Below are 23056 nucleotides of genomic sequence, written 5' to 3'. Positions count from 1 at the left end.
TCGGCGACGGGCCTCAGCCCTCCTCGCCGACCGCCTGGTCGTACAGCTTCTTGACGTCCTTGTCGAAGTAGACGGAGTACGAGGTGTCGGCGGTGCTGCCGCCCGCCTCGTACCCGCCGATCACGCCGATCACGGTGCCGGTGCGGGTGATCGGGTCCAGGTCGGTCAGCCACGGGCTGCCGCTCGTCCCGCCGGTGAAGTCCGTGCAGTCGATCGTCAACTGCGTCGTCGAGTACTTCCTCGTGGTGTTGACGCAGGAGATCGGCGACTCCTTCGCCGACGGGTACCCGGTGATCTTGACCCGCTTGGTGTACGACTCGTTCCAGCCGAGCCGGTTCGCGCCGAGCACGTCGGCGATCCGCTTGCCCTTGACCGTGCCCAGGTCCACGAACGCCACGTCGTAGTCCGGGTCGTTGTTGCTGGCCCAGTGCGGGTCGACGATCACGTGCCGCACCGGCCACGTCCCGTACGGCGCGTCGCCGTCCCGGTACGCGGGGACGAACGCGAGGTCGCTGCGGGCCTGACCGTCGCCGTACACGCAGTGCGCGGCGGTGATCAGTACCGACTTCTTCGGGCTGTCGACCACGCTCGCGGTGCAGAAGTGGTTGCCGCTGCCGCTGCCCGAGAACAGCGCGCCGACCCGCGCGTTGCCCACGGTCGGCGGCGCCGTGTGCCCGACCCCCGGCGTACCGAACGGGGACGCCTGCTCCATGCGCTTCCGGTCCCAGTAGGTGACCTGCGGGGACGACCGGGTCGACGGCCCGGACGCCGCCACCCCGCAACCGCCCAGCAACGCGACGAGTACCGCTCCCAGCACCACGACCCTGACCCGCACGCACCGAACCCTAGCGACCGCGGCCGGCGGTTCACACCTTTCCCTCGAACGCCGGCCGCATTCACAGCCCCCGCCCAGCCGAAGCGGGCACCAGTGCCGGTACTACGGCGCGATGTTCTGGTTGTCGTGGAAGAAGTTGTCCGGATCGTACTTTTTCTTGGTGTCGACCAGCCGCTGGTAGTTCGCGCCGAACGCGTCGCGCAGCGCGTCCTGGTCGTCGCCCGCCATGAAGTTCGTGTACCCGCCCGGGTCGGACAGCGGGCGCAGCGCCGCGTAGTAGTCCCGGACCCACTGGATGTTCGCGTCGTTCGCCGCCGGGTCCGGCCACATCCCCGCCACCACCGTCGCGTACCTGGCGTCCCGGTGCCCGAACGCCGTCGCGTCCGCCGCCACCCGGTGGCACGCGCCGTTGATCGGGTACACGTGCATCGTCGACTGCAGCGCCGGTACCTTCGGGCCGTGCTCGGCGTGCACCGCGATCACCTCGGGCGTCAGCGGTGGCGAGAACACCGTCTTCCAGTAGTGCTGGAGCCCGGCCGGCAGCAGCTCGTCGAACAGCGTGTTGAGCACCGGGTACGGCATCGGCGCGACCATCTCGGCGACCAGCGGCGCGGCGTCCCGCAGCGGTGCGAGTACCTTCTCGCCCTGGTCGATCGGGCCGGACCAGCACGACACGATCGCCGCGAACGGCTTGCCGTGCTCGCTCTCCGGGATGAACGGCAGCGGCGGCGCGATCTGGAACGCCGGGAACGCGCCCAGCTGCTCCGGCGCGTCCGCGATGTACGCGTCGTACGTGGCGAACACGTCCGGTACCCGGTCCAGCGGGAAGAAGAAGATCCCGGCCAGCACGTCCTTCACCGGGTGCATCCGGTACTCGAACGACGTGACGACGCCGAAGTTGCCGCCGCCGCCGCGCAGCGCCCAGTACAGGTCGGGTTCGGAGTCGGCGCTGGCGCGGACGATCCGGCCGTCCGCGGTGACCACCGTCGCGGCCAGCAGGTTGTCGATCGTCAGGCCGCAGCCGCGGGCGAGGTAGCCGATCCCGCCGCCGAGCGTCAGCCCGCCGATACCGGTGCTGCCGATGATCCCGCCGGTGGTCGCCAGCCCGTACGGGTAGGTGGCGTGGTTGAAGCTGCCCCACGTGTTGCCGCCCTGCGCCCGCGCGATCCGGTTGTCCGGGTCGACCTGGACGCCGGTCATCGGCGACAGGTCGCAGACCACGCCGCCGTCGTTCGTACCGAAGCCGGGGACGCTGTGGCTCCCGCCGCGGACGGCGAGGTCCAGCCCGGTGTCCCGGGCGTACGCCAGGGTGGCGAGGACGTCGGCGTCGTCGACGCAGCGCACCACCACCTGGGGGTGCCGGTCGATCATCCCGTTGTAGACCCGCCTGGCCTGCTCGTACCCGTCGTCCTGCGAGGTCAGTACCGTTCCGCGGACCTGCTCGCGCAGGTCGTCCAGCGTGCTCATGGTGCACCGTGCCCTCCGCCCGGCGGCACCACGACCGGTACCCGCTGGGCCATGTTGTTCGCCATGCCCTGCACGTTCCACGGCGGCTCGACCGGTTGGGCCCGACCCGTCGCGTCGATCGCCCGGACGCTCAGCTGGTAGCTGCCCGGCTCCGCCCACCACGGCACCCGGAACTCCCGCCACGCCCAGTGCCCCGCCACCGGACCGAGTTCCGCGTCGGTCCAGTCGCCGCCGGCGGAGAACAGCACCCGCACCACCGGACCCGTACCGGACCAGGCGCGCCCGGACAGCAGGTGCGAACCCGGTGCCACGACCCGGATCCGGGACATGAAGTCCGGGTACCCGGGTGGCGCCAGCAGCGCCCGCGGCCGGATCCGCGTCACCGGCTCGCCCGCGTCCTCCGCCCGATCTTTCAGCCGGTACGCCACCGCGTTCTGGAACCCGTCGAACTCGCCCGTCAGTACGGTGATCTCGCGGAGCCACTTCACGTGCGCCATCCCGTACCAGCCGGGGACGACGAGGCGCAGCGGGAAGCCGTGCTGCGGCGGCAGCGGCGCGCCGTTCATGGTGTCGGCCAGCAGCACTTCCGGGCGCATCGCCTCGACCAGCGGCAGGGCCCGCTGGTAGTCCTGCTCGACGCCGCGCTCGGTGCCGTGGTCGGCGCCGGTGAACACCACCGTGTGCGCGCCGTCCGGCAGGCCCACGTCGCGCAGCAGCGCCGCCAGCGGCGTACCGGTCCAGTCGGCGGTGCCGACCGCCTCGTCCAGCCACGGCTGGCTGACCGGCCGCGGTTCGAGCCGGGCCCGGCCGTTGCCCGCGCACTCCAGCGTCACCCGCAGCGTACGGCGCGGGCGGGCGCGGAGTTCGGCGGCGGTCAGCGCGACGGGCCGGCGTACGGCGCCGTCGACGGTCAGCCGCCACCCGCCCGGCTCCACGTACGGGATGTCGTAGTGGACCAGCACGTAGTGCAGCCCCGGCGGGGTCACGTCGTACCGGAGGGCCTCCAGGGGCATCCCGTGGTTCCGTGTGGCCAGGCGCAGCTCGTCCGGGCCGATCGGTTCGCCGGGCCGGGCCACCCGCGCCGGTGCGCCGAGTCCCGTGTCCACCAGCGCCAGGGTGCGCCGTCCCGCCCGGTCGCGGACCGTACGCGGGCACCGTTGCGCCCGAACGTCCACCCGATCGGCCCGTCCGGCCGGGCACCGCCGGCCGGCAGTACTTCGGGGTCGTCCGGTTCGCCGCCGCGTTCGCGACGTGGCTAGACTTGTCGCGGCCGTGATGGGGACAGGTAGCGGCGTCGGCGGTCGCCCAGCGAGCCGGGGGCGGTGGGAGCCCGGCGGATGCGCGCGTCGCGAGATCACCCCGGAGCCGTCGGAAGAAAACCGGTCACCGGTGAGTAGACCCGGCACGCACCACAACGAGAGGGTCGCCAGCCGGCGGCCAAGGAGGGTGGTACCGCGGGGGCGCGAGCTCTCGTCCCTCCGACGGAACGCACACTCCGCCGGAGGACACCCGATGACGTCGTACAACGCGGTACCCGCGCAGGTCGACCTGCCCGCCCTGGAGCACGAGGTGCTCGACCGCTGGCGGGCCGACAAGATCTTCGCCCGCTCGCTGGAGCAGACCGCCGGCCGCCCCGAATGGGTCTTCTACGAGGGCCCGCCGACCGCGAACGGCATGCCCGGCGCGCACCACATCGAGGCCCGCGTCTTCAAGGACGTGTTCCCGCGGTTCAAGACCATGAAGGGGTTCCACGTCGGGCGCAAGGCCGGCTGGGACTGCCACGGCCTGCCGGTGGAGCTGGCCGTGGAGAAGGAGCTGGGGTTCCGCGGCAAGCCCGACATCGAGGCGTACGGGGTCGCCGAGTTCAACGCGCGCTGCCGCGAGTCGGTACTGCGGCACGTGGACGCGTTCCAGACCCTCACCGACCGGATGGGCTACTGGACGGACATGTCCGATCCGTACCGGACGATGGACCCGGAGTACATCGAGTCGGTGTGGTGGTCGCTGAAGCAGATCTTCGACAGGGGCCTGCTGACGCAGTCGTTCCGGGTGGCGCCGTGGTGCCCGCGGTGCGGCACCGGGCTGTCCGACCACGAGCTTGCCCAGGGGTACGAGACGGTCGTCGACCCGTCGGTGTACGTGCGGTTCCCGCTCACGTCCGGCCCGCTGGCCGGCACCGCGAGCCTGCTGGTGTGGACGACGACGCCGTGGACGTTGGTGTCGAACACCGCGGTCGCCGCCCACCCGACCGTCGAGTACGTGGTGGCCACGGACGGCAGCGAGCGGCTGGTGGTCGCCGAGCCGCTGGTGTCGGCGGTGCTGGGGGAGGGCTGGACGCTCACCGGCGAGCGGTTCACCGGCGCCGAGATGGAGCGCTGGACGTACTCCCGGCCGTTCGCTCTGGTGGACATCCCGGACGCGCACTTCGTCGTGAACGCGGAGTACGTGACGACCGAGGACGGCACCGGCCTGGTGCACCAGTCGCCGGCGTTCGGTGAGGACGACCTCGCCACCTGCCGGGCGTACGGGCTGCCGGTGGTGAACCCGGTGCGCCCGGACGGCACGTTCGACGCGGACCTGCCGCTGGTCGGCGGCGTGTTCTTCAAGACCGCCGACGACGCGCTCGTCGCCGACCTCGAAACGCGCGGCCTGCTGTTCCGGCACCTGCCGTACGAGCACTCGTACCCGCACTGCTGGCGCTGCCACACCGCCCTGCTGTACTACGCGCAGCCGTCCTGGTACATCCGGACCACCGCGGTCAAGGACGCGCTGCTGCGCGAGAACGAGCGCACCACCTGGCACCCGGAGACCGTCAAGCACGGCCGGTACGGCGACTGGCTGAACAACAACGTCGACTGGGCGCTGTCCCGCAACCGGTACTGGGGCACGCCGCTGCCGATCTGGCGCTGTACCGCCGACGAGGCGCACCTGACCTGTGTCGGCTCGCTGACCGAACTGGCGGAGCTGGCCGGCCGCGACCTGTCCGGCCTCGACCCGCACCGGCCGTACATCGACGAGGTGACGCTCGCCTGCCCGCAGTGCGGCGGCGAGGCCCGGCGCGTACCCGAGGTCATCGACGCCTGGTACGACTCGGGCTCGATGCCGTTCGCGCAGTGGGGCTACCCGCACCGCAACGCGGAGGTGTTCGAGCGCACGTACCCGGCGCAGTTCATCTGCGAGGCGATCGACCAGACCCGCGGCTGGTTCTACACCCTGATGGCGGTCGGCACGCTCGTCTTCGACCGCTCCTCGTACGAGAACGTGGTGTGTCTCGGGCACATCCTGGCCGAGGACGGCCGGAAGATGTCGAAGCACCTGGGCAACATCCTCGACCCGATCGACCTGATGGAGCGGCACGGCGCCGACGCGGTCCGCTGGTTCATGGCGGCCGGCGGGTCGCCGTGGGCGGCGCGGCGCGTCGGGCACGGCACCATCCAGGAGGTCGTCCGCAAGACGCTGATGACGTACTGGAACACCGTCTCCTTCCAGTCCCTGTACGCGCGGCTCGCCGACTGGTCCCCCTCCGCCGCGACCTCTACGGCCTCCGCGGCGGAGAGTGCGTCGGCCGGCGACCCCGCCCCGGCGCAGCGGTCCGCGCTCGACCGCTGGCTGCTGTCCGAACTGAACGTCCTGGTACGCGAGGTCGACGCGGCGCTGGAGGCGTTCGACACCCAGCGCGCCGGCCGGCTGCTGTCCGCCTTCGTCGACGACCTCTCCAACTGGTACGTGCGGCGCTCGCGGCGGCGCGCCTGGCGCGGTGACGCCGCCGCGCTCGCCACCCTGCACGAGGCGATCGAGACGGTGACGCGGCTGCTGGCGCCGATCGTTCCGTTCATCACCGAACGGGTCTGGCAGGACCTCGTCCGGCCGGTCACCCCGGGCGCGCCGGAGTCGGTGCACCTGGCGTCCTGGCCGGTCGCCGACGAGTCGCTGATCGACCCGGCGCTGTCCGCCCAGATGGACCTGGCCCGCCGGCTCGTCGAGCTGGGCCGCTCGGCCCGCGCCGACTCGAAGGTCAAGACCCGGCAGCCGCTGTCCCGCGCGCTCGTCGCCGCGGCCGGCTTCGCGGACCTGCCCGCCGAACTGCGCGCCGAGGTCTGCGCCGAGCTGAACGTCACCGAGCTGGGCGCGCTCGCCGAGGTCGGCGGCTCGCTCGTGGACACCACCGCCAAGGCGAACTTCCGGGCCCTCGGCAAGCGGTTCGGCAAGGGTACGCAGCCGGTCGCGAAGGCCATCGCCGCGGCGGACGCGGCGGCGCTGTCCGCGGCGCTGCGTACCGGGGAGGCCACGGTCGAGGTGGACGGCGAGACCGTGTCGCTGTCCGCGGACGAGGTGATCGTCACCGAGACGCCGCGGGAGGGCTGGGCCGTCGCGTCCGAGGGCGGCGCCACCGTCGCGCTCGACCTCGCCATCACCCCCGAACTGCGCCGCGCCGGGCTCGCCCGCGAGGCCATCCGGCTGATCCAGGAGGCCCGCAAGTCGGCCGGCCTGGACGTCGCCGACCGGATCGCGTTGCGTTGGGAGGCAACGGATCCCGACACCGCGGCGGCGCTGTCCGAGCACGCGGCGCTGGTCGCCGACGAGGTGCTCGCCGTCGACTTCGCCCGCGGCGAGCCGGCCGGCGACACCGTCACGGACGAGGGTCTCGGCCTCCGCTTCGCCCTCCGCCGCGCCTGACCCGCCGCCGCACCGGTACCCGGCCGGGTACCGGTGCGGCGCCGGCGGGTGATCCGCCCGAAACGCACCGGCCGTTACGCTGCTTGCTCGTACGAGGACGCGCCGGGCGAAGGGTGGACGATGGACGGTGCACGGGACGTGGCAGCCGGGCGGCCGACGCTGCGCCAGGTCGCGGCCGAGGCCGGGGTGAGCCTCAAGACCGCGTCCCGGGTGCTCAACGGCCACCCGCACGTCACCGAGGCCACCGCCGCCCGGGTACGCCAGGCCGCGGACCGGCTCGGCTTCCGGCTCAACCGCATCGCCCGCGAGCTGCGGTCCGGCGCCACCTCCACCTCGGTCGGCCTGATCATCTCCGACCTGGCCAACCCGTTCTACTCGCGCATCGCCCGCGGCGCGGAACGCGTACTGCGCGCCGGTGGGCTGCAACTGGTGACCGCGAGTACGGACGAGGACGCCGAGCAGGAACGCTCCCTGGTCGAGGAACTGCTGGAACGCCGGGTCCGCGCGCTGCTGCTGGTACCGAGCGCCGCCGACCACGGATACCTGGCGGCGGAGCGCGGCCGTACCCCGGTGGTGTTCCTCGACCGACCGCCCGTGAACCTGGACGCCGACACCGTACTGGTCGACAACCGGGCCGGCGCCCGCGCCGCCGTCGCGCACCTGCTGGCCGGCGGGCACCGGCGCATCGGCCTCGTCGGCGACCTGTCCCGGCTGTCCACCCACCGCGAACGGATGGCCGGCTTCGCCGACGCCATGAGCGACGCGGGCATCACCTTCTGGCAGCGGTACGTCCGGGCCGACTCGCACGACGCCGCCACCGCGACCCGGAGTACGGCGGAGCTGCTGGCGGTGGACCCGCCGCCGACGGCGCTGTTCACCACCAACAACGTCAACACGGCTGGCGCGCTGCGGGCGCTCGCCGACCGGGCCGACCCGCCGGCACTCGTCGGCTTCGACGACTTCGACCTCGCCGACGTCCTCGGCATCACCGTCGTCGGCAACGAACCCGAGGAGATGGGCCGGATCGCCGCCGAGATGGTCGTGGCGCGGCTCGCCGGCGACCACACGCCGGCCCGTACGGTGGTGCTGCCGACCAAGCTCGTACCCCGCGGCTCCGGCGAACGCTGACCCCGGATCTCCTTACTACGCAACCGGACCGGACCGCCGACGTTTCCGCCGCGCCCGCGGATCCGGGCCGCGCCGCCGCGCCCGCGACGTTGGCCGGGGAGTACCGGGTGACATCGGATCTGCGGTGGTCGGATCGGGGGACAGGCCGGGGCGGAGCGGACCGATCGGGTCTTGTCATCGGATGAATGCGTGGTTAGGGTCCTGCTTCGACACCGATCGGGTCGAAGGGGTTGATTCGCGTGAGCATGGCGCGGCGGATCGCCGGGGCGGTCGTGGCGGTGGTACTCGTGGCCGGGGCGGCGGCGTGCTCGGAGTCCGGGCCGGGCGGCTCGGCCGGCGGCAAGGCCGCGAAGCTGGGTGCGGGCGAGACGTTCAAGCTGGGTGTCTCGCTCACCTTCAACAACACGGACTTCTGGACGTCGTACATCTCCTACGAGAAGCAGTTCGCGGGGAAGTACCACGCGAAGCTGATCGGGCCGCTGGTGGCGAACAACGACTCGGGCAAGCAGATCAGCGACATCCGTACGTTGATCGCGCAGGGCGCGCAGGCGCTGGTGGTGAACCCGGTCGACTCGGCGGCGATCGCGCCGGCGCTGGACTACGCCAAGAGCAAGGGGATCCCGGTCGTCTCGGTGGACGTGGCGCCGAGCGCGGGCGACGTGTACATGATCGTGCGCGCCGACAACGAGCTGTACGGCCGGGAGGCGTGCGACTACATCGGCGGCCACGCGAAGTCCGGTACCGTCGCCGAACTCCAGGGTGACCTGTCGTCGCTGAACGGCCGCGACCGGTCGACCGCGTTCGAGGGGTGCATGAAGCGGAAGTACCCGAAGCTGAAGGTGGTCAAGTACCCGACGAAGTGGGACACGCCGACGGCGACGACGGCCGCGTCCACCGCGATGTCCACGTACAAGGATCTGGTCGGGATCTACACGCAGTGGTCAGGCCCGGTGTCGGGCATCATCCAGGCGGAGCGCAGCGCCGGGAAGTTCACCACGGTCGGGTCGGCGAAGCACGTCATCCTGGTCAGCAACGACGGTGTCCCGTTCGAGATGAAGGACGTCAAGGACGGCACGCTCGACGCCACGATCTCCCAACCCGCCAACCTGTACGCGCAGTTCGCGGTGAAGTACGCGCGGGACGCGCTGAGCGGGAAGACGTACGCGAAGGGGCAGCAGGCGGCGTCCGGCGCCGGCCCGCTGGTGACGGTGGCGAAGAACCTGGAGGACCCGATCAAGGCGCCGCTGGTCACGAAGGACAACGTCGACGACCCGCACCTGTGGGGCAACCAGGCCGGCAGCTGACACCGGGATCCGTTGCCGCGCAACGGATCCACGACCTGTCCTGAGCGGGAGGCGCGGTGAGTGGTGACCCGGGGCGGCCGGCGCCGCCGTACGTGATCGAGGGTGTGGGGCTGTCGCAGAGCTTCGGGCACACCCGCGCGCTGACCGACGTGAGCCTCGCGATCCAGCCCGGCGAGTGCCTGGGCCTGGTCGGGCGCAACGGCGCCGGCAAGTCGACCGTCGTGTCGATCCTGTCCGGCCTGCGCCGCCCCGACACCGGCGTCGTACGCCTCGGCGGCGAACCGGCGCCCCCGGTCGGCGACCCGGCCGCGTGGCGCCGCCGGGTGGCCACCGTCCACCAGCACTCGATGCTGGTACCGACGCTGACGGTCGCCGAGAACATGTACCTCGACCGGCAGCCGCGCCGTACCGGGCTCGGCCGGGTGCTGCCGGGACCGCTGCACTGGTCGGCGATGCGTACCGGGGCGGCGGAGGTGCTGCGGGAGTGGGGCGTCGACGTCGACGTGACCGCGCCGGCCGGGGCGATCTCGGTGGAGCAGCGGCAGATCGTGGAGATCGCCCGCGCGCTGTCCACCGGCACCCGCTGCCTGATCCTCGACGAACCGACCGCCGCCCTGGAACGCGCCGGCGTACGGCGGCTGTTCGGCCGGCTGCGCCCGCTGCTCGCGCAGGGCGTCGGCATCCTCTACATCTCCCACCACCTGGAGGAGGTGTACGAGATCTGCGACCGGGTGACGGTGCTGCGCGACGGCCGGCACGTCCGTACCGGGGCGGTCGGCGGCATCGGGCAGGACGAGCTGGTGACCGCGATGGTCGGCCCGGAGGACCCGCTCGCCGGCACCACCACCATCGACGCGGCACCCACCCCGGACCCGGACGCCGCCCCGGTGCTCGCCGTCCGGCACCTGACCGCCGCCGACGCCCGCGGCAGCCTCACCGACGTCTCCCTCGTCGTACGCCCCGGCGAGTGCGTCGGCGTCCTCGGCCTCGCCGGCTCCGGTACGACGACGCTCGCGGACGCGGTCGCCGGGCTCGTCCGGCCCACCGCCGGCGCGGTACTGGTCGCGGGCGTACCGCTGCCGGCGGGGCGGCCGGACGTGGCGCTGCGACACGGCATCGGGTACGTGCCCGAGGACCGGCACGCCCGCGGGTACGTGCCGATGCTCGGGGTCGGCGACAACATCACCATGACGATCACCGACCGCCTCACCCGGTACGGGGTGCTGTCGCCGCGCCGGCACCTGGCCGCGGCACGCCGGCTCGCCGAACGCCTCGGCGTGGTGTCCGCCGGTACCGCACAGCCCGTCGTCGAACTGTCCGGCGGCAACCAGCAGAAGGTCGTCGTCGGCCGGGCGCTCGCCCGCGACCCGCGCGTCGTCGTCGCCGTCGCACCCACCCAGGGCGTCGACGTCGCCTCCAAACGCGCGCTGCTCGGCGCACTCGACGAGGTACGCGGGGCCGGCGCCGGCGTCCTGCTCGTCTCCGACGACCTCGCCGACCTGGCCATCGCCAACCGCATCGTCGTCCTCGTCCGCGGCCGTACGTTCGCCGAGTTCGTCGAGCCGCCCTGGGACCGGGAGGCGCTCATCGCCGCGTCCGAGGGCCTCGGCGCCCGAGACGACGACCCGCCGGGTACCGGCATCACGGGCGGCGACACCGCAGCCGGCGACACCACGAGCGGCAGTACCGCGAGCGGCGGCGGGATGGGCGGCACCACCGGCGCCAGTGCCGCGGGCGGCACAACGGGCGCCAGTGCCGCGGGCGGCACAACGGGCGACAGTGCCGCGGGCGGCACAACGGGCGACAGCGCCGCGCGCGGCGGTACCGATGAGGGAGGGGCGGCGCAGTGACGAACACGAGCCTGGAACCGGTCGTCGCCGCGGGGTGGACCCGCCGGCGGGGCGCGGCGGTGAGCCTGGTGCAGCAGTTCGCGCTGATCCCGGTGATCGTGGTGCTGTGCGTGGTCGGCGCGTTCGTCAGCGACTCGTTCCTGACGCTGGCCAACTTCACGAACGTCGGTCAGCAGGTGTCCGCGCTCGGCGTGGTCGTGGTGGCGGAGACGCTGATCCTGGTCACCGGCAGCATGGACCTGTCGCTCCAGTCGAACTACGGGCTGTCGGCGATGGTGGCCGCGTGGCTGGTCGCGCCGGTCGCGCAGTTCGGGCTGGGGGTGGAGCTGAACCCGCTGCTCGGGCTCGCCGCCGGGATCGTGGTGGGCGGCCTGATCGGCGCGTTCAACGGCACCCTGATCGTCAAGGCGAAGATCAACGGCTTCATCCTGACGCTGGCCATGTACATCCTGCTGGCGGGCGTACAGACGGGGATCGTCTCGGGGCACACGATCTACCACCTGCCGAAGGCGTTCATCGCGCTCGGCGCGTTCTACTTCGCGGACCTGCCGGTGTCGGTGTGGGTCGCCGCCGCCGTCTTCGTCGCCGCCGGCCTGTACCTGCGGTACACCCGCACCGGCCGCGCCCTGTACGCGATCGGCGGCAACCGGGAGGCGGCGCGGGCCGCCGGCATCAAGGTGGACCGGATCCGGATCGGCGTGTTCGTGGTGGGCGGCGCGCTCGCCGCGCTCGGCGGCCTGATGGAGGCGGGCCGGGTCGTCGCGGTCACCGCCAACCAGGGTACGAACCTGATCTTCACGGTGTTCGCCGCCGCGGTCATCGGCGGCGTCAGCCTGAACGGCGGGCGCGGCAACATGCTCGGCGCCGCGACCGGTGTCGTACTGCTCGGTCTGGTGCAGAACATCCTCGCGCTGGCCCAGGTGCAGAGCTACTGGATCGACGCGGTGGACGGCGCGGTCATCCTCGTCGCGCTGGCGCTGTCCCGGGTGGTCGGGGGCGAGCGCAGCACCGAGTAGCCTGCCCGCGTGGACATCCCGGACCCCGGTACGTGGCCGTCGACGGTCGCCGAGGCCGAGGCGGTACAGGACCGGCTGCGCCCGCTGGTGGTACGGGAGGGCGAGCTGCCCGCGCCGCTGCGTACGGTCGCCGGCCTGGACGTGTCGTACGGTCCGGACGACCGGCTGGCCGCCGCGGTGGTCGTCCTGGACGCCGACACGCTGGCACCGGTGGACCGGGCGACGCGCGTTGGGCGCGCCGCGTTCGGGTACGTGCCGGGGCTGTTCGCGTTCCGGGAGCTGCCGGCGCTGCTCGGCGCACTGGCCGACCTGCGCACCACGCCCGACGTCCTGCTCTGCGACGGGTACGGGCTCGCGCACCCGCGCCGCTTCGGCCTGGCCTGCCACCTCGGCGTACTCACCGGGCTGCCGACGATCGGGATCGCCAAGACCCCCTTCGTCGGCCGGTACGAGGAGCCCGGGCGGCGGCGGGGTGACTGGGCGCCGCTGACCGACGGCGGCGAGGTGGTGGGCCGGGTGCTGCGCACCCGCGACGGCGTACGCCCGGTGTACGTGTCGGTCGGGCACCGGCTGGGCCTGGACGCGGCGTGCGCGCTGGCGTTGCGGCTGACCCCGGCGTACCGGTTGCCGGAGACGACGCGGCGCGCCGACCGGCTGTCCCGGGACGTACTCGCCGGCGTCTGAGCGCGGGCCCGGCCGCGGCGCAATCGGGCATTTCGGGTGCAACGCCGCCCGGTCCGGGGGCCAACCCGGGCCGAACCCGTCGGATGATGACGGCGGCCGAGGCGGTGCATCTAGCATGTGCGGCGTGTCGATCTCCACTTCCGCGCGTGCCGACTCCGACGCGACCACCGAGCAGGACGTCCCTCCGCTGTACGTGGTGGGTGACGTACACGGGCAGGCCGGGCCGCTGGTGGCGGCGCTGACGGAGGCGGCGCTGGTCGACGACGACGGGCACTGGGCGGCCGGGCGTACCCGGTTGTGGTTCCTGGGCGACCTGACCGACCGCGGCCCGGACGGTGTCGGCGTGGTCGAGCTGGTGCGCCGGCTCGGCGTGGAGGCCCGCGAGGTGGGCGGCATGGTCGACACGCTGCTCGGCAACCACGAGATCCTGCTGCTGGGCAGCCGCAAGTTCGGCGACGAGCTGATCGACATGCCGGCCGGCGCGCGCAGCTTCCTGACGACCTGGCAGCTCAACGGCGGGCGGGACTCCGACCTGGCGGCGCTCACCGACGAGCAGGCCGACTGGCTGCGGTCGCGGCCGGCGCTGGCGCTCGCCGACAACCACCTGCTCGCGCACTCCGACACCCTCGCGTACCTGGAGTACGGGGACACGGTGGGGTCGGTGAACCGGGCGCTGCGCGCGGAGCTGGACGGCGACGACGCGACCCGCTGGTGGGACTGCTTCCGGCAGCTGACCCGGCGGCACGACTTCCGCGGCGAGGGCGGCGAGGAGCGGGTCGGGCGGCTGCTCGACATCCTGGGCGGCAGCCGGCTCGTGCACGGGCACAGTCCGATCCCGGAGCAGCTCGCGGTGGATCCGGCGGAGGTCACCGAGCCGCTCTCGTACGCGGGGGGTCGCGCACTCTCCGTCGACGGTGGGCTGTTCGCCGGCGGGCCGTGCCTGGTCACCCGGCTGCCGTACCCGGGCTGACCGGGCTTCGTACCGGCTGACCTGCGCGTTGGTCACCCGGGGCGGTCGGTCAATCACCGCCGCGGGTGACAGCTCCCGAATCTTTCTCGTTACTGCCCCACTTTCCGGTCGTTGCGCCATATGAAGTGGTCAACCGCAGTGGTACAACTTAGGGGAAATGACCACTACGAGTTGTTTGCGCACCGCGATCGCAGAGCGACTCGGGCACGTGAGGTCGGTACCAGAGGGGCACGGTCGGCGACACCGCGAACGGACCGCCGCACGTGACCCGCTGAGCCGGTAGCGACGCACAGGGGGTCAGGATGGACGAGCTGCCAATCGGGCGCCGGGTCGCCTACTGGCGGGCGCGGCGGAAGATGTCGCAGCAGTTGTTCGCCGATCAGATCGGCAAGTCCAAGAGCTGGGTCGACAAGGTCGAGCGCGGCGTCCGGCGACTGGACAAGTTCTCCGTCCTGTACGAGATCGCGGACGTGCTGCGCATCGACGTGCAGCTGCTGTGCGGCGAGATGCACCGCCAGCCGGACAGCGTGAACTGCGTCGACCAGGTCGAGGTGGAGGAGATCCGCGCCGCCCTGGAGAACTACGACCAGGTCGTCGCGTTCTTCGAGCCGCCGCACGTCGACGAGGTGGAGCTGGACGAGCTGCGCAAGGCGGTGTGGCACGCCTGGGCGTCCTTCCAGCACGCCAAGTACGGGATGGTGGCCCGGTCGTTGCCGAAGCTGCTGCGGGACGCGCAGAGCGCCGACGCGGCGTACGACGAGGGCATGGTGACGGTGACGGACACCGGCGCCCGGGTGAACGCGGCGCACCTGCTGGCGCAGACGTACCAGATCGCGGCGTCGGTGATGCGCAAGCTGGGCGAGCACGAGCTGGGGTGGCTCGCCGCGGACCGGGCGATCGGCGTGTCGCACCGGGCGGGTGACCCGCTGCTCGCCGGGGTGGCGACGACCCGGGTGGCGAACGCGATGCTCGCGCTCGGTCGTACCCGGCCCGCGCTGGACCTGAACGTGCAGGTCGCGCACCGGCTCGCGCCGTCGAGCGACAAGGAGGCGACGCCGGCCCGGCTCAGCGTGTACGGGCAGCTGCTGTTGCAGGGGGCGATGGCGGCCGCGCGCGGCGGTGACCTGGCGACGAGCCGGGACCTGCTGCGTGCCGCGGACGAGGCGGCGGAGCGGCTGGGCCGCGACGCCAACCACTACTGGACGGTCTTCGGCCCGACGAACGTCGCGCTGCACCGGGCGTGCGCCGCGGTCGAGCTGGGCGAGCACGGCACCGCGATCGGTACGCACGAGGGCCTGGACCCGGAGGCGTTCGCGGCGCTGCTGCCCGAGCGGCGCGCGCACCACCTGGTCGACGTGTGCCGGGCGTACACGCAGACGGGTGACCTGGACACGGCGTCGGAGCTGCTGGTCGAGGCGGACCGGCTGGCCCCGTCGGAGATCCGCTGCCGGCCGCACGCGCACGAGGTCATGACCGGCGTACTGCGGCGCCGGCACGGTTCGCCGACCGGCCCGCTGGCCGAACTGGCCGACCACCTCGGCGTGGCGGTGTGACCCTGGCCGGCACCGGCGGGCCGGTGCTGTACGCGATCGTGTGCGGCTCGCCGGTGGCCCGCAACGTCGGCACCCTCGTCGAGGCGGCGCAGCGGGACGGGTGGCGGGTGTGCGTGGTGGCGTCGCCGACCGCGACCCGGTTCGTGGACGTACCGGGGTTGGCGGCGCGTACCGGGTTTCCGGTGCGCAGCGAGTACAAGCTGCCGGGGACGCCGGACCTGCTGCCGGACGCGGACGCGATCGTGGTCGCTCCGGCCACCTGCAACACCGTCAACAAGTGGGTGGCGGGGATCAGCGACACGCTGCCGCTCGGCATCCTGACTGAGGCGTACGGCCGGGGCGTGCCGATCGTGGCCGTGCCGTACTCGAACCGTTTCCATGCGGCGCACCCGGCGTTCGTGGCGAACGTGGCGCGGCTGCGGTCCTGGGGCGTACGGGTGCTGTTCGGTGACGACGTGTGCCCGCTGCCCGCGCCCGGCGGCGCGGCCACCGCGGACCTGCCGTGGCGGCTCGCGCTGGACGCGGTTCCCGTTGTCCCGCAACGGAACTGACCACCCGCGCGTCGTGCTCCGCACGTGCCGCCGAGCTGCCCCGCCCCGGGTACGCACCGGGCGGGCGCGGCGCAGCGGGTAGCCTGCCCGGGATGGTGACAGTGGCGGACGTGGCCGGGGCGCTGTGCCGGTGGTACCCGGAGGAATGGGCCGAGCCGTGGGACCGGGTGGGCCTGGTCGTGGGCGAGCCGACGGCGCCGGTGCGGCGCGTGCTGTTCACGGTGGACTGCCTGCCGGAGACGGTCGAGCAGGCGGTCGACGCGGGCGCCGAGCTGGTCGTCGCGCACCACCCGCTGCTGCTGCGCGGGGTGTCGAGCGTGGCGACCACGACGTACAAGGGGCGGGTGGTGCACGGGCTGATCCGCGCCGGCGTCGCCCTGTACGTGGCGCACACGAACGCCGACGTGGCCGCCCCCGGGGTGTCCGACGCGCTGGCGGAGACGTTGGGGTTGACCGGACTGCGGCCGCTGCGGGCCGCGTCCGGCGCGGCGGAGGGCGGCGGCCGGGGGATCGGGCGGGTCGGTTCGCTGCCCGTTCCGGTGCCGCTGGCCCGGTTCGCCCGGACCGTCGCGGATGCCCTGCCCGCCACCGCCTGGGGCGTACGCGGGGCCGGCGACCCGGACCGCCTGCTGCGTACGGTGGCGGTGTGCGGCGGGTCGGGTGACGAGTTCCTGGCCGACGCGCGGGCCGCCGGTGCCGACGCGTACGTGACGGCGGACCTGCGGCACCACCCGGCCAGCGAGTACCTGGCGGAGGGTGGTCCGGCGCTGCTGGACGCGGCGCACTGGGCGACGGAGTGGCCGTGGCTGGGGCAGGTGTCCGCACGGCTGACGGCGGAGCTGCCGGTGGAAGGCATAATCTCGTCCCGGGTGACGGATCCGTGGACTGTCCACGCCCGCCCCGGGATGCCGCGCGACGACGAGGAGTACCGCCCGTGAAGGCCGACCCGGCTGCGCAACGCCGACTGCTGGACCTGCAGGCGACCGACACCGCACTGACCCAGCTCGCGCACCGCCGGGGGCACCTGCCGGAGCTGGCCGAACTGGAGCGGCTCGACGCCGAGCTGCGCGACGCGACCGACGAGCAGGTCCGCGCGGAGACCGCGGTGCAGGACCTGGACCGCGACATCGCCCGCCTGGAACGCGACATCGACCAGGTACGCCAGCGCGCCGCGCGGGACCGGCAGCGGCTGGAGTCCGGCTCGGGCGGGGCGAAGGAGCTGGAGTCGCTGCAGCACGAGCTGACCTCGTTGGGCCGCCGGCAGAGCGAGCTGGAGGACGGCGAGCTGGAACTGATGGAGGAACGCGAGGGCGCCGAGCGTACGTTGGCCGCCGCGACCAGCCGGCAGTCCCAGGTACGCGGCGAGCGCGAGGGCGTCGAACAGCGCCGGGACGCCGCAGTACTGGAGATCTCGACGGAGGAGGAGCGCCGCCGCAGCGAGCGTGACCCGCTGGCGTCGGTACTGCCGGCGGATCTGCTCGCCCTGTACGAGCGGATCCGCGCCAACACCGGCATCGGCGCGGCACTGCTGCGGGGCCGGCGCTGCGAGGGCTGCCGCCTCGAACTGTCCGGTTCGGAGCTGTCCGCGGTGCGGTCCGCCCCGCCGAACGAGGTGATCCGGCACGAGGAGTGCGGCGTCATCCTCGTCCGGACGAACGAGTCGGGGCTGTGACCGTCGAGCGCGTCGTCGTCGAAGCGGACGGCGGGTCGCGGGGCAACCCGGGCCCGGCCGGATTCGGCGCGCTGGTGCGCGATCCCGCCACCGGCACGGTACTCGCCGAGCGCGCCGAGTTCCTGGGCGTCACCACCAACAACGTCGCCGAGTACGCGGGGCTCGTGGCCGGGCTGCGCGCGGCGGCCGAACTGGGCGCCCGGCGGGTGGACGTCCGGATGGACTCGAAGCTGGTCGTGGAGCAGATGGCCGGCCGGTGGAAGGTCAAGCACCCCGGCCTGCGCCCCCGGTACGAGGAGGCCACCAGGCTGGTCGCCGGCTTCGCCGAGGTGACCTTCACGTGGATCCCGCGGGCGCGCAACAAGCACGCGGACGCGCTGGCGAACGCGGCCATGGACGCCGGCGTACGCGGGGTGCCGGTCAGCCTCGACACCGTCGAGACGGTCGCCCTCGACAGTCCCGGTACGCCCGAGGTCGCGGTGGCGTCGACGCCGCCCGCCGGGACCGCGGCGCCGGATCCGTTGCGTACCAGGATGATCCTGGTGCGGCACGCGGCGACCGAGCAGACCCGGCAGGGCGTGTTCTGCGGCCGCGACTGCGATCCCGAACTCAGCGACATCGGCCGGATGCAGGCCGTCGCGCTTGCCGACCGGCTCGCCGTCCTCGCACCCGGCGCCGCCGTCCTCACTTCGCCGCTGACCCGCGCCCGCGACACCGCCGCCGTCGTCGCCTCCCGCTCCGGTACGACCGTGGTCGTGGAACCGGACCTCGCCGAATGCTCCTTCGGCGCGTGGGACGGCCGGACGTTCGCCGAGATCCAGCAGGAATGGCCGGACGAACTGGCCGGCTGGCTCGCCTCCACCGCGGTCGCGCCGCCCGGCGGCGAGAGCATCGACGACGCCGCCGCCCGGTTCACGCCGGTCCTCGACGCCGCCCGCACCCGGTACGCCGGCGGCACCGTCATCGTCGTCGGCCACGGCACCATGGTGAAGCTCGCGCTGCGCGACGTACTGGGCGCGGGAAAGCGGTTCCTGGACAGCATCCAGACCAGCCCCGCCGGACTGTCCATCGTGGACACCTGGCCGGACGGCACCGCCGCGGTGCGTACCGTGAACGAAACCACGCATCTCTGAGGCGCCGCTGGTGATGTCGTAGGTGGGGCGTGCTGGTTGCTGGTGGCGCTTGTTGCCGTTCGCGTCGGTGGCCCGGGTGTGAGCGTGTGGCCGGGCGTCGTGTGCGGTGGCGGGATGTTGGCCGTCACGGGGTTGCTTGCGTGTGGGTGGTGGCAGTGCGGCGGATGGCGTGCGCCGGGCCGGGATCGGGGTCGGGCTTGGGATCAGCGGTCGGCGCGTTGGACGGGTGGGGCGTGCGTTGGCGTGCCTTTGCTCTGAGCACCGGACGCACTGGGTTCTACCGGCTGAGCCGCGTAGCGGGGCGGGCGTGCAGCGCCGGATCCCGGCCGGTGCCGCGCCAGGGCGGGTAGCGCCCCGGATCTGGACCGCCTACCACGTTGGTACGCCTGGGTGGTGGCGCTGTCCACAGGAGTACCGGGCTGTCCACAGGGAGAGGCGGGCGGGGGTGCGCGACGGTAGGATCGTGTCGGGGTTCGCCCCCCAGGGTGGGCGGGGGCTGCCTTGAGCGCGTCGCAGATACTGCCTTTCGCGCGTGTCACCAGAGTCGCCTTTCGCGCGCGTCACGGAGGCTGTTCAGCCGCGTATCACGGAGCCTGCCCACCCGCACGTCGCGGAGCCCGCGTGTCATGGAGCCCGCCCGTCACGGGGCACGAGGACTGCCTTACCCCGCGTGAGTTACCACCGCCTTTGCCGCAACGGATTTGCGCTGTTCCCCTGGAGGCGCGGCGCTTTCCAGGCGCAGCACGCCCGGCTCAGGCGTGGACCACAGCCGCCGCACTCGAAAGCGATTGGCATCCGGAGCGCCGAGCTGAGCCCCAACGTCCTCACTGCGTGGAACGCATCCCCGAACTCCCAAGCGACAGCCATCCCCGAACTCGGAAGCCAGCCGCAGTCTCCGGCCTCGGAGGCGAACCGCACCCCCGGAACTCGGGCCGCACCCCCGGAACTCGGGCCGCACCCCCGGAACTCGGGCCGCACCCCCGGAACTCGGGAAGCAGACCGCAACTCCGGATCCCGGAAGTAGAACCGCAACCCCGAGCCAGGAGGCCCGCAACCTCCCCGGGACTCGGAAGCCAACCACACCACCGGAACTTGGACCGCAACCTCCCCGGAACGCGGAACCTGATTGCAACCACCCGGATCCCGGAAGCAGACCGCAACCCCGAACCCCGGAAGCCACAACCCCGGGAACGCGGAGACGAACAGACACCCGCGAATGCCGGGGCCGGCGCACAAAGCCGGCACGAAGTACGCGCTCGAACCCGCGCATGACTCAGCGCCCGGGAGGCCATGCCCGCCCACCGTCCATTGTGTACAGAAGTGCGCCGCGCCCACGCCTCGCCTACGTGGAGCCAGGCAGATGCAACAAGACCGGAAGTACCCCGCCCGACTAGCGGCGCGGTCGGAGGCGGGTTGCGAGCCAGGTGCGGAGGTACTGTTCGTCGTCGCGCATCCAGCGCACGCCGACGGCGATCATGCCGAGTGCGGCGAGGAGCATGCCGGGCAGGATGAGCATGGGCGGCCGGTACGTGAGGGTGCCGTGCGCGATGCGGCTGGCGACGACGAGTGTCGCGAATCCGGGTATGGCGAGCATGGCGACGGTGGCGAGGATGCTGGCGGGGTGCCAGTGGAACCGTCCGGTGAGTTCGGCGCCGCCGGGCTCGGAGGTGATCCGGGCGGTGAGGACGCAGCGCCACACGCTGCGTCGGTCGGGGCGGTTGACGGTGAGTTCGAGGCGGTCGGTTCGTACGGTGCCGACGATGGTGACCGGTGTGGGCGGTATGCCGGGCGGAAGTTCGCCGCCGAGGGTGAACGCCTCGGCGGGGTACGTGGGGCGTCGGCCGGTGACGCCGCGGGCGATGGTACGGATCGCGGCGTGGCGGTCGAGGCGGGTGTGGAGGGTGATGCGGCGGGCGTCGCGGATGCGGCGGAGCGGCGACATGGTGGTGGTCACGGGTGGGAGTATCGAGGGGGGAGGACACGGGACGGTCTCACGTACCATGGGCGTCCACTGTGGAGCGAGGGGGTACGGGTGCGGGACAAGTCGCTGGGCCTGGCGTACGTGTTGTGGTTCTTCTTCGGGTTGTTGGGGATCCATCAGTTCTACCTGGGGAAGGTCGGGCGCGGCCTGCTGTACCTGTTGACGGGCGGCGTGCTGGGCATCGGGTGGCTCGTCGACCTGTTCACGTTGCCGTCGCAGACCCGCCGGGTGAACGCGGAGCGGCGCGTCGGCCTCTGAGTCCATTGTGGACATCACGGCGGCAGCGGCCAGCCGGGGGAGCGGGCGCGCAGCGCGGCGGCGCGTACGACGAGGGTGACCTCGCGCAGGTCGTCGGCGGGGAGCCGCCAGCCGCGCAGCCGCAGCCAGCCGGGCCGGTTCAGCAGTCCCCGCGCCGCGACCACCCGGAACCCGAACCACACCGTGTACTCGGGCCCGCACGGCAGCTCGCCGCACGGTGGACCGATCCGCACGACCGCGCCGACGAGCGCCCGCCGGTCGGGTGGGCCGGATCGGCTCAGCGCCACCATTCCACGACCTCCAGGTCGCCTGTGTCGGTACGCCGCAGCCGGCGCCGGATCGCCTCGTGTGCCAGCCGCTGCCGCCGGGCGAGTTCGACCGCCGCGTCGAACGGGTCGGTCGGTGGCCGGTCGTCGTCGCGGATCCGGCTCAACCAGGCCGACAGCGCGCGCAGCGCACGTCGCATCGCGTCCTCCTCGCGTGGCGGGGGAAGCTCCCCGCGGCGTCACGTGTCTGGCCCCTGACGCCGCGGGGAGGCGGCGGCCCCGGGTACGGCGGGGTCGCCGGCCGGTGCCGGATCCTTCGCAGGCGGGGGGCCACCTGCCCGCAGGCGGAGTCCGCCCGCGATCGTCCGGTACCGCTGTGTGGCGCGGACGGGTCCGCGCCGGTACGGGCGACGGCTCGGAGGCCCGTACCGGTCGGTGGTGACGCTCCGACTCGCGCTGACTCGGTACCGTCACCTCCGACGCCCTCGATGAGATCATTGCCCCGACTACTGCGGCAATCTGCCCCGGCAGTGTTTCCGCAGCACATAGGCAGGTTTTGTGTTGATTCCAGAGGCGGATGACGCACCGTGCGACACGGTGCGGACGCCGTGCAACATCGCCCACCGGGAGTGCAACGATGCCCGACACCGGTTCCACCGTTCCGCGCCGTCAGCTCGGCCGGCAGGCCAGGGCGCTGCGCCGCGCCGCCGGCTACACCGCGGAGATCGCCGCCGACGAACTCGGCTGGTCCCGCCACAAGATCTGGCGCATCGAGAAAGGAAAGGTCTCCGCCACGAAGAGCGACATGATCGCCATGGCGAGCCTCTACCGCGCCGATGCCGAAACCACGGAACTTCTGATCGCGCTCGCCGCCGAGTCGCGCGCAAAAGGTTGGTGGCACTCAACACTGGAAGGTGCGCCGACCTTCAAACATCTCTACGTGGACCTGGAAAGGGTCGCCGGGTCGATCCGCGAATACTCCGCGAACCTCGTCTGCGGCCTCTTGCAGACGAAGGACTACTGCTGGGCGATATCGCGGGTCGCGTCGACCGCGAGCCGCGAGACGATCGAGGAACGCGTTTCGTTCCGGATGAAGCGACAGGCCATCCTCACGCGGGAGGACCCGCCCGCGCCGCGGCTGAGCGTCATCCTCGACGAGCCCGCGATTCGCCGCCCCATCGGCGGAACAAGGGTGATGGAGAAGCAGATCCACGCGCTGATCGAGGCGACCGATCTGCCCAACGTCGACGTGCGGGTCCTGCCCTTCGCCGCCGGCGCACACGCTTCGCTGGACACGAACTTCATCATCTTGGAGTTCCCGGAGAACCGGGAGTCACCCATTGTCTACCTTGAACCGAAGACTGGCGGCTTGTACCTTGACAAGCCGCGGGAGGTCACCGCGTACAACTTCGCCATGCGCGACCTGGAGGAGCGAGCGTTGAGCGCCCGCGAATCCCGGGACTTCCTGGCGAGAGCGGCTAAGGAGTTGTGAGCGTGAGACCGACCCACACGACGTGGCGAAAGAGCAGTCGTAGTAGTGGAAGTGGCGCTGCCTGTGTCGAGGTTGCGGGCGGGGCGACGGTCGTCGGGGTGCGGGACAGCAAGGATCGGGACGGCGGGACGCTGGTGGTGGGTGCGGCGGCGTTCGCGGCGTTCACGGAGCTGGTGAAGGCCGGCCGGCTGGACGGCTGACCCGCACGGTCCACAGTGG

General features: G+C 72.6%; 21 protein-coding genes. 15 read left to right on the top strand and 6 right to left on the bottom strand.

The window, feature by feature from the left end:
- Window positions 1–13 precede the first annotated feature (13 nt).
- From Aru02nite_RS10615 to Aru02nite_RS10605, 3 genes are all read right to left on the bottom strand, one after another.
- Complete coding sequence (locus Aru02nite_RS10615; RefSeq protein ID WP_203657195.1) at window positions 14–835, bottom strand: trypsin-like serine peptidase; 822 nt, start codon at window positions 833–835, stop codon at window positions 14–16.
- A gap of 102 nt (window positions 836–937) precedes the next feature.
- Entirely contained in the window at window positions 938–2302 is a 1365-nt protein-coding gene (locus Aru02nite_RS10610) for an FAD-binding oxidoreductase (protein WP_203657191.1), read from the bottom strand.
- Complete coding sequence (locus Aru02nite_RS10605; protein WP_239076600.1) at window positions 2299–3408, bottom strand: sulfite oxidase; 1110 nt, start codon at window positions 3406–3408, stop codon at window positions 2299–2301. The genes Aru02nite_RS10610 and Aru02nite_RS10605 overlap by 4 nt, the downstream gene beginning before the upstream one ends.
- Before the next feature lie 406 nt (window positions 3409–3814).
- Here Aru02nite_RS10605 and ileS point away from each other — a divergent pair, with 406 nt between their 5' ends.
- The 12 genes from ileS (at window position 3815) to Aru02nite_RS10545 (ending at window position 18840) form a co-directional block, all read left to right on the top strand.
- On the top strand, window positions 3815–6979 hold the full coding sequence (ileS, locus tag Aru02nite_RS10600; RefSeq protein WP_203657190.1) for an isoleucine--tRNA ligase: 3165 nt from the start codon (window positions 3815–3817) through the stop codon (window positions 6977–6979).
- A gap of 120 nt (window positions 6980–7099) precedes the next feature.
- Entirely contained in the window at window positions 7100–8107 is a 1008-nt protein-coding gene (locus Aru02nite_RS10595) for a LacI family DNA-binding transcriptional regulator (RefSeq protein WP_203657188.1), read from the top strand.
- A gap of 245 nt (window positions 8108–8352) precedes the next feature.
- Entirely contained in the window at window positions 8353–9411 is a 1059-nt protein-coding gene (locus tag Aru02nite_RS10590) for a sugar ABC transporter substrate-binding protein (RefSeq protein WP_239076625.1), read from the top strand.
- Window positions 9412–9467: 56 nt separating this feature from the next.
- Window positions 9468–11261 carry a sugar ABC transporter ATP-binding protein gene (locus Aru02nite_RS10585; protein WP_239076599.1) on the top strand — a complete coding sequence of 598 codons (1794 nt, stop codon included), beginning with the start codon at window positions 9468–9470 and terminating at the stop codon, window positions 11259–11261.
- Window positions 11258–12277 (top strand): ABC transporter permease, encoded by a 1020-nt coding sequence (locus Aru02nite_RS10580; protein WP_239076598.1) that lies wholly within the window; start codon window positions 11258–11260, stop codon window positions 12275–12277. Before Aru02nite_RS10585 ends, Aru02nite_RS10580 begins: the two co-directional genes overlap by 4 nt.
- 75 nt (window positions 12278–12352) lie before the next feature.
- Window positions 12353–12961, top strand: a complete 609-nt coding sequence (locus tag Aru02nite_RS10575) for an endonuclease V (protein WP_203657549.1) — start codon at window positions 12353–12355, stop codon at window positions 12959–12961.
- Window positions 12962–13085: 124 nt separating this feature from the next.
- The gene (locus tag Aru02nite_RS10570) at window positions 13086–13931 is read left to right on the top strand and encodes a metallophosphoesterase (RefSeq protein ID WP_239076597.1); all 846 of its coding nucleotides are present in this window, start codon (window positions 13086–13088) and stop codon (window positions 13929–13931) included.
- 302 nt (window positions 13932–14233) lie between these two features.
- On the top strand, window positions 14234–15484 hold the full coding sequence (locus tag Aru02nite_RS10565; RefSeq protein ID WP_203657177.1) for a helix-turn-helix domain-containing protein: 1251 nt from the start codon (window positions 14234–14236) through the stop codon (window positions 15482–15484).
- Window positions 15481–16035 (top strand): flavoprotein, encoded by a 555-nt coding sequence (locus Aru02nite_RS10560; RefSeq protein WP_239076596.1) that lies wholly within the window; start codon window positions 15481–15483, stop codon window positions 16033–16035. The genes Aru02nite_RS10565 and Aru02nite_RS10560 overlap by 4 nt, the downstream gene beginning before the upstream one ends.
- A gap of 92 nt (window positions 16036–16127) precedes the next feature.
- The gene (locus Aru02nite_RS10555; RefSeq protein ID WP_203657176.1) at window positions 16128–16973 is read left to right on the top strand and encodes a Nif3-like dinuclear metal center hexameric protein; all 846 of its coding nucleotides are present in this window, start codon (window positions 16128–16130) and stop codon (window positions 16971–16973) included.
- Complete coding sequence (locus Aru02nite_RS10550) at window positions 16970–17707, top strand: zinc ribbon domain-containing protein (RefSeq protein WP_203657172.1); 738 nt, start codon at window positions 16970–16972, stop codon at window positions 17705–17707. Before Aru02nite_RS10555 ends, Aru02nite_RS10550 begins: the two co-directional genes overlap by 4 nt.
- Window positions 17704–18840: a bifunctional RNase H/acid phosphatase gene (locus Aru02nite_RS10545; protein WP_203657171.1), complete on the top strand. Its 1137-nt coding sequence runs from the start codon at window positions 17704–17706 to the stop codon at window positions 18838–18840. Before Aru02nite_RS10550 ends, Aru02nite_RS10545 begins: the two co-directional genes overlap by 4 nt.
- Window positions 18841–20230: 1390 nt before the next feature.
- Here the strand turns inward: Aru02nite_RS10545 and Aru02nite_RS36575 are convergent.
- Window positions 20231–20794 (bottom strand): hypothetical protein, encoded by a 564-nt coding sequence (locus Aru02nite_RS36575; protein WP_239076595.1) that lies wholly within the window; start codon window positions 20792–20794, stop codon window positions 20231–20233.
- A 78-nt stretch (window positions 20795–20872) separates the two neighbouring features.
- On the opposite strand from Aru02nite_RS36575, the gene Aru02nite_RS36570 reads away from it, so the two are divergent.
- Complete coding sequence (locus Aru02nite_RS36570) at window positions 20873–21079, top strand: TM2 domain-containing protein (RefSeq protein ID WP_239076594.1); 207 nt, start codon at window positions 20873–20875, stop codon at window positions 21077–21079.
- A gap of 14 nt (window positions 21080–21093) precedes the next feature.
- On the opposite strand, the gene Aru02nite_RS10535 is transcribed toward Aru02nite_RS36570, so the two are convergent.
- Window positions 21094–21369: a hypothetical protein gene (locus Aru02nite_RS10535; protein ID WP_203657169.1), complete on the bottom strand. Its 276-nt coding sequence runs from the start codon at window positions 21367–21369 to the stop codon at window positions 21094–21096.
- The gene (locus Aru02nite_RS10530; RefSeq protein WP_203657167.1) at window positions 21357–21545 is read right to left on the bottom strand and encodes a hypothetical protein; all 189 of its coding nucleotides are present in this window, start codon (window positions 21543–21545) and stop codon (window positions 21357–21359) included. Before Aru02nite_RS10530 ends, Aru02nite_RS10535 begins: the two co-directional genes overlap by 13 nt.
- Window positions 21546–21982: 437 nt before the next feature.
- Between Aru02nite_RS10530 and Aru02nite_RS10525 the strand changes: the two genes are divergently transcribed.
- Complete coding sequence (locus tag Aru02nite_RS10525; RefSeq protein ID WP_203657165.1) at window positions 21983–22837, top strand: helix-turn-helix domain-containing protein; 855 nt, start codon at window positions 21983–21985, stop codon at window positions 22835–22837.
- A 2-nt stretch (window positions 22838–22839) separates the two neighbouring features.
- Entirely contained in the window at window positions 22840–23037 is a 198-nt protein-coding gene (locus Aru02nite_RS10520; protein ID WP_203657164.1) for a DUF397 domain-containing protein, read from the top strand.
- Window positions 23038–23056 lie beyond the last annotated feature (19 nt).

This window comes from Actinocatenispora rupis, assembly GCF_016861975.1.
Lineage (GTDB): Bacteria > Actinomycetota > Actinomycetes > Mycobacteriales > Micromonosporaceae > Actinocatenispora > Actinocatenispora rupis.
This window is presented reverse-complemented; position numbering and strand designations above follow the sequence as displayed.